We start from the raw sequence: 15,800 nt of genomic DNA on the forward strand, positions 1-15,800 counted from the left end.
CCGCACGCCCGCGAACGTCGAACTCGCCGCATGACCCCAGCAAGACCAAATCACCCCAACCCCGACAGGGGCGCCTTGACGAAAGACATAGAGGCACCCCCCGCCCGGCGAGCGGCGTCACCTTCCGCACGCCCTCCAGGTCCCGCGCCACCTGGCGCAGGTACTGGTCCACGTCGATCCGCATGTGCGGCCGCTTGTCGCCCCAGCGTTCCCGCGCCGCGTGCAGTTCCGCCGTGACCGACGTCAGCATCCGGTCCCGCGGCGCCTGCGCAGCCGCCCGGTCAGGTGCGCGGCGAGCAGTCGGCTCTGCGCCTCCACCACCGGCAGCGCCGACCCCGTCGACTGCGTCAGGCCGAAGGACAGGGCGTCGTCGTCCAGCGGGAACACGTGCCGGTACAGCGGCAGCCGGGCCGGATCCGGCACCAGCGCCGGGTCGAGGAACGGCATGGTCGCTCGGTACCCGGTGCACCACAGCACATGGTCCACCTCGTCCTCCCGCCCGTCGGTGAAGCGCACCCGGCGCCCCTCGAAGCGTTCGACGCCCGCCCGTACGCCGATCGTCCCGGCCCGCACCAGCGCGGGGACCGTGTCGCTCAGCGTCGGGTGGTCCTGGAGCACGCCCTCGGGGGACGGCGGCAGCGCCGGGCCCTCCGTGCCTCGGGTGGCCGGCCGCAGCATCGTCTGCGAGATCCGCTGGCGCAGCCGCCACGGCAGGACGGCCGCCAGCGCGCCGTTCCGCTGTTCGGCCGGGCGGCCGAACAGCGGCCCCGGGGCCCGCCAAGAAGGAGGAGGCTCCGGAGCGGCACGGCCCCGCCCTCACCCAGGCGCGCGACGTGCTGCGCCGCGACCGCCCCTTCCGCGTGCTGGTCTCCTGCTGCCTCCTCGTCTCCGCCACGACCCACCTGGTCCTCGCCGGACTGCCGTACCACGCCCGGCACGAACTGGACCGCCCCGGCTTCACCACCGTCCTCATGGCCGCGTTCGTCGCCCCCGCACTCCTCACCACGCCCCTGTGGTTCCGGCTTTCCCGGAGCTGGGGCGAGCAGCGCTGTCCGCTGCCGTGCCAGGGCTTCTTCGCCGCCGGGCGCTCGGCCTCGCCGCGGGGGAGACGGCCGGACTCGTGGTCCCCGTCCTGTGCACGCTCGTCCTCGGTGTGTGCTTCGCCGGCCTCCAGCTCCTCCCGTTCCCCATGGTCCCGGACGCCGTCCGCGCGGCCGACGGCGACGAGACCGGACGCCCCGGCGCCTACACCGGGGTAGGGACCGCGACGGAGGCGGCGGGCGCCGCGGCCGGCCCCTGCCTGTACTCGGCGGCCTCGCCTCCGGCGGCTGCGCGGCCGCGCGGGCCGGCGAGGAGGTCACCCAGACGGGCGGCGCGCACACGGCCGTCCTGCTCGGCTTCACGCTCCTGTCCGCCCTCCTCACGGCGGCCGCCCTCGCGGTGCAGTCCCGTCACCGCCTCGACGCCCGGCCCACCGGGTCCCGCTGGGGACGCGACGCGTCAACCCGGCTTCCGCATCAGCGCGAACCGCGCGCCCTCCGGGTCCGCCACCATGGCGACCCGGCCGTGCTCGGTGTCCCGCGGCTCGCCGAGCACCTGGCCGCCGAGGTGGAGCACCTGGTCCACCGCGTCGTCGGTGTCCGCCACCGTGAAGTACGTCGTCCAGTGCGGTCCCCGGTCCCGGGGCAGCGCCTTGCCCAGACCGTGGACGCCGGTCACCGGGCGGCCGTCCAGACGCAGCGTCACGTAGTCCAGGTCGGCCGAGACGACCGGTTCCTCGTCGTACCCGAACACCGTCTCGTAGAACTTGGCCACGTTCGTCGTCTCGAAGGTCGTCAGCTCGTTCCACGCCGGGGTGCCGGGCCGGCCCCTGACGCCCGGGACGGCCCCGTCGGCCGCCTGCCAGATGCCGAAGACCGCGCCGCACGGGTCCGAGGCGAGCGCCAGCCGCCCCGCGTCGTCGGCGTCCAGCGGCCCCACGCCGACGGTCCCGCCGCACGAACGCACCACCTCGGCCGTCAGATCCACGTCGTCGGAGGCGAAGTACGGCGTCCACGCCACCGGCAGCCGGCGGTCCGGCGGCAGCACCCCGATCCCGGCCACCGCGTGCCCGTCGAGCACGGCACGCACGTACGGACCCAGCGGGCGCGGGCCGGGCCGGAACTCCCAGCCGAACAGCGCCCCGTAGAACTGCTCGGTCACGTCCAGTCCGCGCACCATCAGGCTCACCCAGCAGGGTGTGCCGGGTGCGTGCCGGGCGGACCCGTCGCCGTCCGGGCGGGCGTTCCCCCGTGCGTCCGTCATCGTCACTCTCTTCTCGGCCGCCCGTACGTCGGCCGTGTCCGCTCGCCCCTGCGGGGCCTCCCGCGCCGGCGCGGCGGATCGTTCCCGCAGCGCGGCCGACACCGTATGTGCCCGATACCGTACGCCCGGTGACCGGATGTGCCCGGCCGAGCAGAGTAGCCGTACCGGGACGAGTCGGCCACCCCGTACGCGAGGATGGTGACCATGAACGCCATCATCTCCGCATCCGAACTCGCCGACGCGCTGCGGTCGGACCGCCCGCCGGTCCTGCTCGACGTCCGCTGGCAGCTCAGCACGGCCGCCGCGAAGGGTGAGCCGTTCGACGGCCGGGCCGCGTACGCGTCCGGCCACATCCCCGGCGCCGTCTTCGTCGACCTGGACCGCGAACTGGCGTCCGCGCCGGGCCCGCGAGGACGCCATCCGCTGCCGGACCTCGAGGTGTTCGGCGCCGCGATGCGGCGCGCCGGCGTGTCGGCCGGGACGCCCGTGGTGGCGTACGACGGCGGCATCGGCTGGGCGGCGGCCCGCGCATGGTGGCTGCTGCGCTGGACGGGCCACCCGGACGTGCGGGTCCTGGACGGCGGACTACCCGTCTGGGAGGGCCCGTTGGAGACGGCGGCGCCGGAGCCGGCCGAGGGCGACTTCGTGCCGGAGCCGGGCGCGAGCGGGGTGCTGGACGCGGACGGAGCGGCGGCGCTGGCCCGTTCGGGGGTGCTGCTGGACGCCCGTGCGGGGGAGCGGTACCGGGGCGAGGTGGAGCCGATCGACCCCGTCGGCGGCCACATCCCGGGTGCGCTGTCCGCACCGGCCTCCGACACCGTGGAGGCGGACGGCCGTTTCCGGCCCGCCGCCGAACTGCGCGCCCGTTTCGGCGAGCTGGGCGTGACGCCGGACGCGCCGGTCGGGGTGTACTGCGGCTCGGGCGTGTCGGCCGCGCACGAGGTGCTGGCGCTGGAGGTCGCGGGCATCCCGGCGGCGCTGTACGTCGGCTCCTGGTCGGAGTGGTCGTCGGATCCGGCGCGACCGGTCGCGGTGGGGCCGGATCCGCAGTAGCGGAGCCCTGTCGGCCCTGGCGGGCCTCGTCCTCGAGCGCCGGACGGACTGAATTCAGCCCCTCCGGCGCTCGAGGAGCGGGGTCCGGGGCGGAGCCCCGGGACCTGCCTACTCCTGCTTCTTGCGCCGCGTGCCGAAGACGATCTCGTCCCAGCTCGGCACCGCCGCGCGACGGCCCGGACGGACGCCGTCCGCCTCGGCCTGACGGTCGGTCGAGCCGATGAGACGGTCCCGGTGGCCGCCCACGGAGCGGGGCATCAGCACGTCCGCGTACGCGGAGCCCGCGGACGCGGCCGGCGCGGGCGGCTCCTCCACCTCGGGCTCGGACTCCGGCTCCTCGGCGGCCGGTTCGGTGCGCTCCGGCACCACCAGGTCGCCCCGGAAGCTGGGCACCGCCTCCAGCAGGCTGGTCAGCGAGTCGCGCTCGCCCGAGGCGGTGGCCGCGGTGGACTCCTCGGCCGGTTCGGACGCCTGTGCGGGCAGGCTGGGGCGCTCGCGGTCGGCGGGCCGGTCCAGCGGGCGGTCACGCGGCAGCCGGGCGATGCGCGGCACGAACGGGAAGCTCGGCTCGGGCGCGGCGAGGTCGTCGGACTCGCCGATCAGCGAGCGGGCCTCCTCGTCGACGGCCTGGACCAGCCGCCGGGGCGGGTCGTACGTCCAGCTCGCCGAGTGCGGCTCGCCCGCGACTCGGTAGACCAGCAGGACCTCCCAGGTGCCGTCGTCGCGGCGCCAGGAGTCCCACTGGACGGTGTCCTTCTCCGCGCCGCGCAGCAGCAGCCGCTCCTGGACGGCCTCGCCCAGCGGCGGGCCGGAGTTCTCACCGGGGCGGCGGACCGGCGTCTTGCGGGCGCGCTCGGCCATGAAGGCACGCTCGGCGAGGACGGGGCCCTCGAAGCGCCGGACGCGGTCCACGGGGATGCCGGCCATCTGCGCGACCTCTTCCGCGGTCGCGCCCGCCCTTATACGCGCCTGGATGTCGCGGGGGCGGAGGTGGCTCTCCACCTCGATCTCGATCTGGCCGAGGCGGGGACGGTCGCCGCGCACGGCGGCGCGGAGCCGTTCGTCGATCGGAAGCGTGTACTCCGTGCTGTCCGCAGCCTTCAGCACCAGCCGTGTGCCGTCATTCGAGACGGCCACGACACGCAGTTCGGGCATGGGGACCTCCCGGGTGGTGCCTGCCGACGTCACGTGCGTCGCTGCTTCCGCTAGTCGAGTGTGGCCTGCCCGGGTGCAGCCTGCCACAACCTTGCCGAGTTGCCCGGCGTGTCGGGCGCGGGCCCAGGATCGCCGTTATGGCACGGTTACCTATTCGCAACGCTAAGTGACCAAAAACGTCACCCTGTGCACCTAGCCCCCTCCCGGCGGTCCTCCGAGGACCCGGGCACCCTGACGGGAGTCCGGACCCAGGGCTCGCAACAGTACTCCATTTGGGCCACGTGCGTGGATTGGCACGCCGTCCGAGTTCGCGCAAGGGGCGGGACTTGGCCGTCGTTGCCCCACTCGTCCGCCCCTGAACGTGGCGGATTCGTGGGGAACTTCACGCAATCGCCGGAAAGGGAGGCAATGTCTACGCGCCCAGGACCCGGCGCAGGTGGTCGTTGCGGAACAGCCGTTCCGGGTCCAGCCGGTCCCGCAGCGCGACGAACTCGCCGAAACGCGGATACACCCGCGAGAGGTACTCGGCGTCACGCGTGTGGATCTTCCCCCAATGGGGTCGTCCCTCGTGCGCGGTGAAGATGCGCTCGGCGGCGGTGAAGTACCGCTGGTACGGCGTCCCCTTGAACATGTGGACCGCGACGTACGCGCTCTCCCGGCCGGACGCCGTGGACAGCGTGATGTCGTCGGCCGGCGCGGTGCGCACCTCGACCGGGAAGCTCACCCGCAGCGGGGACCGGTCCACCATCGCCTTCAGTTCCCGCAGCGTGTCCACGAGCGCCTCGCGCGGGACGGCGTACTCCATCTCCACGAAGCGCACCCGGCGCGGGGAGGTGAACACCTTGTAGGGGATGTCGGTGTACGTCCGCGCGGACAGCGCCCGGCTGGAGACCTGCGCGATGGCCGGAATCGTCACCGGGGCGGCGCGGCCCACCCAGTTGGCCACCTGGAAGACGCCGTTGGAGAGGAACTCGTCCTCGAACCAGCCGCGCAGCGGCGGCACCGGGCGCTCGGGGCCCGCGCTGCGGTTGTTCCGCTTGGTGTTGGTGTTGCCGGTGTGCGGGAACCAGTAGAACTCGAAGTGCTCGTTCTCGGCGTGCAGCGCGTCGAACTCGGCGCACACCCGGTCGAACGGCATGGGCTCCTCGCGCGCGGTGAGCAGGAAGAGCGGCTCCACGGCGAAGGTGATCGCGGTGACGATGCCGAGGGCGCCGAGACCGATCCGCGCGGCGGCGAAGACGTCCGGGTTCTCCTCCGGTGAGCAGGTGAGCACCGAGCCGTCGGCCGTGACCAGTTCCAGGCCCTCGATCTGGGCGGCGATGGAGGCGGACTCCCGGCCGGTGCCGTGGGTGCCGGTACCGGCGGCCCCGGAGACCGTCTGTTCCATGATGTCGCCCATGTTGGTCAGGGACAGACCCTCACGCGCGAGCGCCGCGTTGAGCCGCTTCAGCGGAGTGCCCGCCTCGACCGTGACGGTGCCCGCCTCGCGGTCGATCCTCCGGATCCCCGTCAGCAGCCGAGGGCGTACCAGCAGACCGTCGGTGGCGGCTATGGAGGTGAAGGAGTGGCCGGTTCCGACCGCCTTCACCGGCAGCCCGTCCTCGGCGGCCCGGCGCACGGCGGCGGCCAGTTCGTCGACGGACGCCGGTGTGACCTCCCGGGCCGGCCGGACGGAGACGGTGCCTCCCCAGTTACGCCACGTGCCGTTCCTCGTGCTCGTCGTGCTGCCCAACGGAGCCTCCCCGACCCGGCGCCGGCCGGAGCCGGCGGTACCCGAGGAAACCGACCGCGACCGCGACGGCCCCGGCGGCCGCCGGGACCCCGTACCCGGCGCGCGCCCCGGCCGCGTCGATCACCCAGCCGCCCGCGGAGGAGCCGAGGGCGACTCCGACCGCGAGCCCGGTGCTCACCCAGGTCATCCCCTCGGTGAGCTGCGCGCGTGGTACGTGCTCTTCGATGAGGGACATGGTCGTGATCATCGTGGGAGCGATGGACAGACCCGCAACGAACAGCGCCACGGCCAGAAACGGCAAGTTCCCGACCAGTAGGAGTGGGATCATACTCACGCCCATGGCGCAAACGCCCAGCAGCCACCGGCGTTCCGGCGCCCCCGCGAAGTGCAGCAGGCCGAACACCAGGCCGGCCACGCAGGAGCCCAGGGCGTACACGGAGAGCACGACGCTGGCCGCGGCCTTCCGGCCCTCCTCCTCGGCGAAGGCCACGGTGACCACGTCCACCGCGCCGAAGATCGTGCCCGTCGCCACGAAGGTCGCCACCAGCACCTGAAGACCCCGCGAACGCAGCGCCGTGCCTCCGCCCCTCCGCTCCCGGGGGTGCGGCTCCGGCTCGGTGGCGCGCTGCGCGGTCAGCCAGAAGACGCCCACCGCCAGGAAGCAGGCCGCCAGCAGCGGGCCCGCCTCCGGGAACCACGCCGTGGACAGGCCGATGGAGACGATCGGGCCGACGATGAAGCACACCTCGTCGACCACCGACTCGAACGAGTAGGCGGTGTGCAGGCTCGGGGTGCCCCGGTACAGCGCCGCCCAGCGCGCCCGGACCATCGCGCCGAGGCTCGGCACGCAGCCGATGCCGGCGCACGCGGCGAACAGCACCCACTCCGGCCAGCCGAAGTGGACGGCGAACAGCAGCACCGCCGCCGCGGACAGCGACAGCAGCGTGGCCGGACGCAGCACCCGGCGCTGCCCGTACTGGTCCACCAGCCGTGACACCTGAGGGCCCGCCAGCGCGGCGGACAGCGCGATCGTGGCCGAGAGGGCCCCCGCCAGTCCGTACCGGCCGGTCACCTGGGAGATCATCGTGACCACGCCGATGCCCATCATCGACAGCGGCATCCGGCCGAGGAACCCCGCGGCGGAGAAGGCCTTGCTGCCGGGGGCGGCGAACAGGGCGCGGTAGGGGCTGGGCACGGGGTCTCCGGAAGATCAGTAAGGTGCTATCGCAGTCGATACAGATTACCGGCGGCGTCACCCGCTCGCGCCGGTGATCCGCGACACCTTCCCGCCGCACCCGGCCCCTGTCCCGGCCGTCGGCCCCGGGTGGGAGGATCGAGACATGTCTGACGTGTTCGATGCCAGTCCCTACGACGCCCTGCTCCTGCTCTCCTTCGGCGGCCCGGAAGGCCCGGACGACGTCGTCCCGTTCCTGGAGAACGTGACGCGCGGGCGGGGCATCCCCAAGGAGCGCCTCAAGGAAGTCGGACAGCACTACTTCCTGTTCGGCGGGGTCAGTCCCATCAACGACCAGAACCGCGCCCTGCTGGACGCGCTGCGCAAGGACTTCGCCGAGCACGGCCTGGACCTGCCGGTCTACTGGGGCAACCGCAACTGGGCGCCCTACCTCACCGACACCCTCCGCGACATGGTCCGCGACGGCCGCCGCCGCATCCTGGTCCTCGCCACCAGCGCCTACGCCTCCTACTCCGGCTGCCGCCAGTACCGCGAGAACCTCGCGGACGCGCTCGCCACGCTGGAGAAGGAAGGGCTGGAGCTGCCGAAGATCGACAAGCTGCGGCACTACTTCAACCACCCCGGCTTCGTCGAGCCCATGGTCGACGGCGTCGTCCGGTCCCTCGCCGACCTCCCCGAGGAGGTCCGGGACGGGGCGCACATCGCCTTCTGCACCCACTCCATCCCCGAGACCGCCGCGGACACCTCCGGCCCCGTCGAGGCCCACGGCGACGGCGGCGCCTACGTCGCGCAGCACCTGGACGTGGCCCGGCTGATCGCCGACGCCGTCCGCGAACGCACCGGTGTGGACCACCCCTGGCAGCTCGTCTACCAGTCCCGCTCCGGCGCCCCGCACATCCCGTGGCTGGAGCCCGACATCTGCGACCACCTCGAGGAGCGGCACGCCGCCGGCGTCCCGGCCGTGGTGATGGCCCCCATCGGCTTCGTCTCCGACCACATGGAGGTCCTGTACGACCTCGACACCGAGGCCACGGCCAAGGCGGACGAGCTGGGCCTGCCGGTGCGCCGCTCGGCGACCGTCGGCGACGACCCGCGGTTCGCCGCCGCCGTCCGCGAGCTGGTGCTGGAGCGCGCGGCCGCCGAGAGCGGGCGGGACGTCACCCGCTGCGCCCTGGGCGCGCTCGGCCCCAGCCACGACCTGTGCCCGGTGGGCTGCTGCCCGGCGCGCGCCCCGCGTCCCGCCGCCGCGGGCGCCGACAGCCCCTACGCCTGAGGAGCCCCGTGACCGACCCCCTGCACGCGGAACTGCTGGAACTGGCCCGGGAGGCCGCCCGGCGCGCGGGTGAGCTGCTGCGCGACGGCCGCCCGGCCGACCTCGCGGTCGCCGCCACCAAGTCCAGCGCGGTCGACGTCGTCACCGAGATGGACATCGCGGCGGAGAAGCTGATCACCGGACTGATCGCCGAGCGCCGTCCGGAGGACGGCGTCCTCGGCGAGGAGGGAGCCTCCACCGCCGGCAGCAGCGGCGTCCGCTGGGTCGTCGATCCCCTCGACGGCACGGTGAACTACCTGTACGGCCTGCCCACCTGGGCCGTCTCCGTCGCGGCCGAGCAGGACGGGGTGACCGTGGCCGGCGCGGTGTTCGCCCCGATGCGCGGCGAGGCGTACCACGCGGTGCTGGGCGGCGGGGCGTGGGCCACGGGCGCCTGGGAGGGCGAGCGGCGCCTGGCCTGCCGGCCGTCGCCGCCGCTGGACCAGGCGCTGGTCTCCACCGGTTTCAACTACGTCGCCGACGTCCGCGACCACCAGGCCGAGGTCGCCCGCCGGCTGATCCCGCTGGTCCGGGACATCCGACGCGGCGGCTCGGCGGCGATCGACCTGTGCGACGTGGCGGCCGGGCGCCTCGACGGCTACTACGAGCGGGGCCTGCACCCGTGGGACCTGGCCGCGGGCGCCCTGATAGCCCGAGAGGCTGGCGCCCTCACGGCCGGGCGCCACCCCGACAGCCCTCCGTCGGGTGACCTCGCGGTGGCGGCCTCCCCTGGTGTCCTCGGACCTCTTCTCCACCTGCTGGAGGAGTTCGGGGCGTGGCACGACTGAGGGTGCGGTCGGCTGCCGCCGCCGGCTGACGGGGGCGGCAGCCAGGGCCGAGCGCGGCCGCGCGCACGGCGGCCTGTGGCCGCCGGCCGGGCCGGATGACGGCCCGTCCTGCCGGGCGGCAGCGGGCGGTGAGCACCGTCCGTCCACGCCGTCGCGCACGGTGCCGGGAGCGCACAGGCGGGTGTCCGCGAGCGGCTCGCCGTGCGCCTCGGCGATCGGTGCCGGGCCCGGCCTCCGGCAGCCCGACCGCCGCCGAACAGCCGTGCGGCTCACCGCGGGCCGGGGCGGGCGTGCCGGCGTGAACGGCGGCGGACCCGGTGGAGTGATCCACCGGGTCCGCCGGGCGTTTCCGTGTGCGCCGGTCAGACGCTGTTCGCGCCGACTTCCACGCCGTGCTCGGCGGCGAGGCGGCGCAGGTCGTCGAGCTCGCCCTGCTCCACTTCGACGAGGAAGTCGTCGCCCTCGTCGCGGGCCCGCGACAGGTCGGACTCGGTCGCCTTTATGCGCTGCAGAAGTCCTGCGGTGAATGCGTCCATGCTGCGCCCCCTCGTCCTGGGTCGGTGGGTCGGTGGCACGGGGTGTGCCGTCGGGAGGGACGATCACGTCCGTGGCGGATGCCCGGCGCCGCTCGGCCGGGCGGCGACGGTACCGGGACATCCACGCCCGCTCTGCGGAAGCGGACCGTGTGCACCGCATGGTGGTGCGGTACGAGCAGAGTGTGATCGCGGGATGTAAACCCGTCCTCCCCAGGCTCCCTCCCGGGGAAACCTGACCCCGCGAGAAATTCTCGTATTCCCGCCCCGTTCGCCCGCGTGTTCCCCGGCCCCGGGGCCGCCGGCCACCCCCTCCCCGGCCGCCTTACAGCCGACTTACGGCCGAAAAGTGCAGGATGGAGGCAACAGCACCCACCCGTACCCCTGCCCGCGTGCGCGCCCACACGGCCGCCGGGCGGGTCATGAGGAAGGACAAGCGACGTGCGCGTACTCGTCGTCGAGGACGAGCAGCTGCTCGCCGATGCGGTGGCCACCGGACTGCGCCGGGAGGCCATGGCCGTCGACGTCGTGTACGACGGTGCGGCTGCCCTGGAGCGCATCGGCGTCAACGACTACGACGTGGTCGTCCTCGACCGCGACCTCCCCCTCGTGCACGGCGACGACGTCTGCCGCAGGATCGTCGAGCTCGGCATGCCCACGCGCGTGCTGATGCTCACGGCGTCCGGCGACGTCAGCGACCGCGTCGAGGGACTCGAGATCGGCGCCGACGACTACCTGCCCAAGCCGTTCGCCTTCAGCGAGCTCATCGCCCGCGTGCGGGCGCTCGGCCGGCGGACCAGCGTGCCCCTGCCGCCCGTCCTGGAGCGGGCCGGGATCAAGCTCGACCCCAACCGCCGCGAGGTCTTCCGCGACGGCAGGGAGGTGCAGCTCGCGCCGAAGGAGTTCGCCGTGCTGGAGGTCCTCATGCGCAGCGAGGGCGCCGTGGTCTCCGCGGAGCAGCTGCTGGAGAAGGCCTGGGACGAGAACACCGACCCGTTCACCAACGTGGTCCGCGTGACCGTCATGACCCTGCGCCGCAAGCTGGGCGAGCCGCCGGTCATCGTGACCGTGCCCGGCTCCGGATACCGGATCTGATCACCGACCATGGCCGCCACACCCGCGCCCCCCACCGCGCCGCCCAAGCCCACCTGGGACCCCCGGTCGCCCACCCCCATACCGTGGCTGCGTCCCACCATCCGCATACGGCTCACGCTGCTGTACGGCGGCATGTTCCTGATCGCCGGCATCCTGCTGCTGTCGATCATCTACCTGCTCGCCGCGCAGGCCCTGCGCAACGGCAGTCAGCCGCTGTTCAAGATCGTCGACTTCGACGGCCTGAAGGTCTCCAGCAACGACTGTCCGGGCGTCGCCGACGGCAACCTCTCGCTGACCGAGTTCAACGCCGCGATCAGCCAGTGCATCGACGACCAGCGCCAGGTCGCCCTGGACAACCTGCTCAGCCGCTCCCTGCTGGCGCTGCTCGGCCTCGCCGTCACCGCCTTCGCCTTCGGCTACGCCATGGCCGGGCGCGTGCTGTCGCCGCTGGGCCGGATCACCCGCACCGCCCGCGCGGTGGCGGGCTCGGACCTGTCCCGCCGGATCGAGCTGGACGGCCCGGACGACGAGCTGAAGGAGCTGGCCGACACCTTCGACGACATGCTGGAGCGGCTCCAGCGCGCGTTCACCGCCCAGCAGCGCTTCGTGGGGAACGCCTCCCACGAGCTGCGCACCCCGCTGGCGATCAACCGCACGCTGCTCGAGGTGCACCTCTCCGACCCGCAGGCGCCGGTGGAGCTCCAGCAGCTCGGCAAGACCCTGCTGGCCACCAACGAGCGCAGCGAGCAGCTCGTGGAGGGCCTGCTGCTGCTCGCCCGCAGCGACAACCAGATCGTGGAGCGGGGCCCCGTCGACCTCGCCGAGGTGGCCGGGCAGGCCATCGACCAGGTCGCCTCCGAGGCGGAGTCCCGGCACGTGACGATCCGCGGCGACCGCCGTTCCGCCGTGGTCCGGGGCAACGGCGTGCTGCTGGAGCGGATCGCCCTGAACCTGGTGCAGAACGCCGTGCGGTACAACGTCCCGGAGGACGGCTGGGTGGAGGTCACCACGGACGTCCAGCACGGCCAGGCGGTCCTCGTGGTGTCCAACACGGGACCGGTGGTGCCCGCGTACGAGATCGAGAACCTCTTCGAGCCGTTCCGCAGGCTGCGCACCGAGCGGACGGGCAGCGACAAGGGCGTGGGCCTCGGCCTGTCCATCGTGCGGTCGGTCGCCCGGGCGCACGGCGGGCACATCTACGCACAGCCGCGGGAGGGCGGTGGGCTCGTGATGCGCGTCACCCTGCCGATCTGACATCATGCCCCGGCTCCGGCGCGTGTTCGCTCTGCGCGGAATTTTCGAGTGGCCTCCTTATCGAATTCGTGTGTGATCGATCACAGGCGCGTCGACGCGGCCCTCTACTCTCCGTGATCATGAACTCCGCCCGAAGGTCGGAAAAGTCCTGGTTTTCAGGGCTCCCCTTCACGGGAAGTACACGGTGAGGCGCCTTTGAAGTGCGGTATCGGGACCGTGTACGGTCCCCATCGCCATCCAAGCCGATCACTCGTGAGGAGTCCGGTTGGGTGTCGATTGAGTAACAGACCTTGATGTGAGGCAAAATCTCCGCCTCAGGTCGGGCACAAGTCCGGCCTCTCACGCGTTACGTGCGCTGGAGACACCGCATACACCCAGAGGGGGAGAGCGACATGGCTACCGACTACGACACTCCACGCAAGACCGACGACGACGTCGACTCGGACAGCCTCGAAGAGCTGAAGGCCCGGCGGAACGACAAGTCGGCCTCGGCCGTGGATGTCGACGAGTTCGAGGCCGCCGAGGGCCTCGAACTGCCCGGTGCGGACCTCTCGAACGAGGAGCTGGCCGTCCGGGTCCTGCCCAAGCAGCAGGACGAGTTCACCTGCATGAGCTGCTTCCTGGTGCACCACCGCAGCCAGCTGGCCCGCGAGAAGAACGGCCAGCCGATCTGCCGCGACTGCGACTGAGGCGGGGTCGGCCGTGACTGGCTCGACCCCACCGCGGAAGCGCCGCTTCTTCTCGAAGAACTCGAAGAAGGCGGACCAAGGGCCCTCCGGGGGCCCGCAGCACGACACGCGTGACTCCGAGCGAGGCTGGACCGGTTCCGGGGCGGCCTCGCTCGAAGCGCGGTCCGGCCGGGGTGACCTCCCGGCGTCCGTGGAGGTCACCGCGCCCATGGCGCGCAGGCGTACCGCCGTCGTCCGGGAGAAGGCCCGGGAAGGCGTCCGCAAGGGCGGCGTCCGCGCCCGCGCGGGGCTGGCGCACCTCGCCGACCGGATCATCGACATCGCCCCGCGTGTGCCCGTACGGGACCTCGCGACCCTGCGGGAGCAATTCCCCGGGCTCGGACCCGAGGAGCTCGCCGACAAGCTCGTGGCGGGCGCCGCGAAGGCCACCGCGACGGTCGGGGCCGGCGTCGGAGCGGCGGCCATGATGCCCGTACCGCCCGCGATGCCGGCGGAGCTCGCCGCGGAGATCACCGGCGTCGCCGCGATCGAGCTGAAGCTCATCGCCGAACTGCACGAGGTCTACGGCGTACGGCCGGCCGGCGGCCTCGGCCGTCGCAGCACCGTCTACCTCGACTCCTGGTCCCAGGAACGCGGCGTCGAGGCGACCAGGCCGTCCACCGTGAGCGCCGCGCTGAACAGCCGCATGAAGCGCGAACTGCGCCAGCGGATCATGAAGCGCACGGTGCGCAATCTGCCGAACCTGATGCCGTTCCTCGTGGGTGCGGCCGTGGGCGCCGTGATGAACCGGCGCGACACCAGGAAGCTCGCCGCCCGCGTCCGCGACGACCTGCGCAAGATCCAGGTGCCCTGGGACGAGCTGCCCGCCCTCCCCGCGCTGGAACGCCCCCACGACGTCCTGCCCGAGCACGCCCTGGGACAGGGCGGCGACCGCCCCCGGAAGGACGACGGCCCCCGGTAGGGGAGGCGAGCCCTGAGAAGCGTCCGCTAAGAAGCGTCCGCCGCGTCCTTCGCCGCCCGGAGCGCCTGCGCCAGCCGCTCGGGCTCACGGGTGGACAGGAAGACGTAGGGAGTGGGGTCCTCCGGGTCCGTGACGTCCACGCGCAGCGCACCCGGGACGTACGCGCGCAGCAGCATGAACGCGCGCGGGTCCGCCTTGTGGCTCCGCCAGGCGCGCGCCTCCTCCGCGTCCAGCACCTCCGCCTCGCCGAGCGCCGACACCGGGATCTTCGCCTCGCCCGCGATCAGATGGCCGTTCACGACCCGGATCCGCACCGAGCCGTACGCGCTCACCACGACCGCCGCCGCGGCGGTGCCGCCGGCCAGCCCGGCCAGCATCGGCAGGGTGCCGAACGGCAGCATGATCAGCGCGAAGGAGACCCCGGCCAGGGAGGACAGGAGCCACCAGGAGCGCGGAGCGGTGAGGCGTTCTTCGTACGGGGCGGCGGAGAGCTGCATGAACCAAGCTTGGCACGCTTCCCGCAGGGGCCCCGCGCCAGGGCGGACGCGTGCTCGGCCGCCCCCGGCGGGCGGGTAAGGTCTGCGGCTGTGAGTGGTCATTCCGCAGCTCTTCAGCCCCCCGCCGGCGCCCTGCCGCCCGTACGTCACCCCGACGCCCCCGCACCGGGCGAGCTCCTGGGCGCGCACTACGGACAGTGCTTCGGCTGTGGCGACGAACAGCCCCACGGGCTGCACCTCCAGGCGCGCGCCGGCGAAGGCGTGTCGATCACCGCCGAGTTCACCGTGCGGCCCGCACACCAGGGCGCCCCCGGACTCGCCCACGGCGGGGTGCTGGCCACCGCCCTCGACGAGACGCTCGGCTCGCTGACCTGGCTGCTCCGCACCATCGCGGTCACCGGCCGGCTGGAGACCGACTTCGTCCGGCCCGTGCCCGTCGGCACCGTGCTGCACCTCCAGGCGCAGGTGACCGCCGTGGCGGGACGGAAGATCTACTGCACCGCCACCGGACGCATCGGCGGCCCCGACGGCCCGGTCGCCGTCCGCGCGGACGCCCTGTTCATCGAGGTCAAGGTGGACCACTTCATCGACCACGGCCGCCAGGAGGAGATCCGGGCCGCGATGGAGGACCCCGACCAGGTCCGCCGGACCCGTGCCTTCGAGGTGAACCCGTGAGCGGGCCCGGCCGCGGCGCACTCGAGGTGCTGATCCGGCGCGTCGACCCCGACGTACCGCTTCCGGCGTACGAGCACCCCGGCGACGCGGGGGCCGATCTGCGCACCACCGAGGCCTGTGAACTGGCCCCGGGCGAGCGGGCCGTCCTGCCCACCGGGGTGTCTGTCGCCCTCCCGGAGGGGTACGCGGCCTTCGTGCACCCGCGATCCGGTCTTGCCGCCCGCTGCGGCGTCGCCCTGGTGAATGCCCCGGGGACGATTGATGCCGGGTACCGTGGGGAGATCAAGGTGATCGTGGTGAATCTCGACCCGCGCGAGTCCGTGCGGTTCGAGCGGTTCGACCGGATTGCCCAACTGGTCGTGCAGCAGGTCGAGAGGGTGCGTTTCGTGTCGGTCGCGGAGCTGCCCGGATCGGCCCGGGCCGAGGGGGGCTTCGGATCCACCGGCGGCCATGCCGCGGTGGAAGGCGAGAGCGGCACAAGCGTTCAGGCCGCCGAGGGCGGTACAGCGGGTGGGAATCGATACGCTTCGGTCGTATCCGACCGGGAAGGACAGTGA

The 15,800-nt window shown here is 73.2% G+C and carries 17 protein-coding genes; 10 read left to right on the forward strand and 7 right to left on the reverse strand.

Annotation, left to right across the window (positions count from 1 at the left end):
• Positions 1-243 precede the first annotated feature (243 nt).
• A complete protein-coding gene (locus tag ACIQ8B_RS26395) occupies positions 244-678 on the reverse strand; it encodes a hypothetical protein (protein WP_403550150.1) in 435 nt (144 codons plus the stop codon).
• Positions 679-833: 155 nt separating this feature from the next.
• On the opposite strand from ACIQ8B_RS26395, the gene ACIQ8B_RS26400 reads away from it, so the two are divergent.
• A complete protein-coding gene (locus tag ACIQ8B_RS26400; protein WP_403550152.1) occupies positions 834-1,259 on the forward strand; it encodes an MFS transporter in 426 nt (141 codons plus the stop codon).
• A 241-nt stretch (positions 1,260-1,500) separates the two neighbouring features.
• Here ACIQ8B_RS26400 and ACIQ8B_RS26405 read toward each other — a convergent pair whose 3' ends face one another.
• Positions 1,501-2,304 (reverse strand): VOC family protein, encoded by an 804-nt coding sequence (locus ACIQ8B_RS26405; RefSeq protein ID WP_403550154.1) that lies wholly within the window; start codon positions 2,302-2,304, stop codon positions 1,501-1,503.
• 204 nt (positions 2,305-2,508) lie between these two features.
• Between ACIQ8B_RS26405 and ACIQ8B_RS26410 the strand changes: the two genes are divergently transcribed.
• On the forward strand, positions 2,509-3,357 hold the full coding sequence (locus tag ACIQ8B_RS26410) for a sulfurtransferase (protein ID WP_403550156.1): 849 nt from the start codon (positions 2,509-2,511) through the stop codon (positions 3,355-3,357).
• A gap of 108 nt (positions 3,358-3,465) precedes the next feature.
• Here the strand turns inward: ACIQ8B_RS26410 and sepH are convergent, their stop codons facing one another.
• The 3 genes from sepH to ACIQ8B_RS26425 form a co-directional block, all read right to left on the reverse strand.
• Positions 3,466-4,512, reverse strand: a complete 1,047-nt coding sequence (gene sepH, locus ACIQ8B_RS26415) for a septation protein SepH (protein ID WP_290004152.1) — start codon at positions 4,510-4,512, stop codon at positions 3,466-3,468.
• A gap of 412 nt (positions 4,513-4,924) precedes the next feature.
• A complete protein-coding gene (locus tag ACIQ8B_RS26420; RefSeq protein ID WP_290004150.1) occupies positions 4,925-6,244 on the reverse strand; it encodes a D-arabinono-1,4-lactone oxidase in 1,320 nt (439 codons plus the stop codon).
• Positions 6,204-7,439 carry an MFS transporter gene (locus ACIQ8B_RS26425; RefSeq protein WP_403550158.1) on the reverse strand — a complete coding sequence of 412 codons (1,236 nt, stop codon included), beginning with the start codon at positions 7,437-7,439 and terminating at the stop codon, positions 6,204-6,206. The genes ACIQ8B_RS26420 and ACIQ8B_RS26425 overlap by 41 nt, the downstream gene beginning before the upstream one ends.
• 145 nt (positions 7,440-7,584) lie before the next feature.
• Here ACIQ8B_RS26425 and ACIQ8B_RS26430 point away from each other — a divergent pair, with 145 nt between their 5' ends.
• Together ACIQ8B_RS26430 and ACIQ8B_RS26435 are read left to right on the forward strand one after the other, a co-directional pair.
• On the forward strand, positions 7,585-8,712 hold the full coding sequence (locus ACIQ8B_RS26430) for a ferrochelatase (protein WP_106412068.1): 1,128 nt from the start codon (positions 7,585-7,587) through the stop codon (positions 8,710-8,712).
• An 8-nt stretch (positions 8,713-8,720) separates the two neighbouring features.
• On the forward strand, positions 8,721-9,539 hold the full coding sequence (locus ACIQ8B_RS26435; protein WP_290004145.1) for an inositol monophosphatase family protein: 819 nt from the start codon (positions 8,721-8,723) through the stop codon (positions 9,537-9,539).
• A 362-nt stretch (positions 9,540-9,901) separates the two neighbouring features.
• Here the strand turns inward: ACIQ8B_RS26435 and ACIQ8B_RS26440 are convergent, their stop codons facing one another.
• Complete coding sequence (locus ACIQ8B_RS26440) at positions 9,902-10,075, reverse strand: hypothetical protein (protein ID WP_198602434.1); 174 nt, start codon at positions 10,073-10,075, stop codon at positions 9,902-9,904.
• Positions 10,076-10,513: 438 nt separating this feature from the next.
• Between ACIQ8B_RS26440 and ACIQ8B_RS26445 the strand changes: the two genes are divergently transcribed.
• The 4 genes from ACIQ8B_RS26445 (at position 10,514) to ACIQ8B_RS26460 (ending at position 14,071) form a co-directional block, all read left to right on the forward strand.
• Positions 10,514-11,167, forward strand: a complete 654-nt coding sequence (locus ACIQ8B_RS26445) for a response regulator transcription factor (protein ID WP_004982445.1) — start codon at positions 10,514-10,516, stop codon at positions 11,165-11,167.
• Between the two features lie 9 nt (positions 11,168-11,176).
• A complete protein-coding gene (locus tag ACIQ8B_RS26450) occupies positions 11,177-12,421 on the forward strand; it encodes a HAMP domain-containing sensor histidine kinase (RefSeq protein WP_290004143.1) in 1,245 nt (414 codons plus the stop codon).
• Positions 12,422-12,813: 392 nt separating this feature from the next.
• Positions 12,814-13,110, forward strand: a complete 297-nt coding sequence (locus tag ACIQ8B_RS26455) for a DUF4193 domain-containing protein (RefSeq protein ID WP_003993510.1) — start codon at positions 12,814-12,816, stop codon at positions 13,108-13,110.
• Between the two features lie 13 nt (positions 13,111-13,123).
• On the forward strand, positions 13,124-14,071 hold the full coding sequence (locus ACIQ8B_RS26460) for a hypothetical protein (RefSeq protein WP_403550161.1): 948 nt from the start codon (positions 13,124-13,126) through the stop codon (positions 14,069-14,071).
• 26 nt (positions 14,072-14,097) lie between these two features.
• Here ACIQ8B_RS26460 and ACIQ8B_RS26465 read toward each other — a convergent pair whose 3' ends face one another.
• Positions 14,098-14,568 carry a DUF3093 domain-containing protein gene (locus ACIQ8B_RS26465; RefSeq protein ID WP_106412065.1) on the reverse strand — a complete coding sequence of 157 codons (471 nt, stop codon included), beginning with the start codon at positions 14,566-14,568 and terminating at the stop codon, positions 14,098-14,100.
• A 90-nt stretch (positions 14,569-14,658) separates the two neighbouring features.
• On the opposite strand from ACIQ8B_RS26465, the gene ACIQ8B_RS26470 reads away from it, so the two are divergent.
• Complete coding sequence (locus ACIQ8B_RS26470; protein WP_403550164.1) at positions 14,659-15,243, forward strand: PaaI family thioesterase; 585 nt, start codon at positions 14,659-14,661, stop codon at positions 15,241-15,243.
• A complete protein-coding gene (gene dut / locus ACIQ8B_RS26475; protein ID WP_106412063.1) occupies positions 15,240-15,800 on the forward strand; it encodes a dUTP diphosphatase in 561 nt (186 codons plus the stop codon). Before ACIQ8B_RS26470 ends, dut begins: the two co-directional genes overlap by 4 nt.

This window comes from Streptomyces sp. NPDC096105, from assembly GCF_044763335.1.
Lineage (GTDB): Bacteria > Actinomycetota > Actinomycetes > Streptomycetales > Streptomycetaceae > Streptomyces.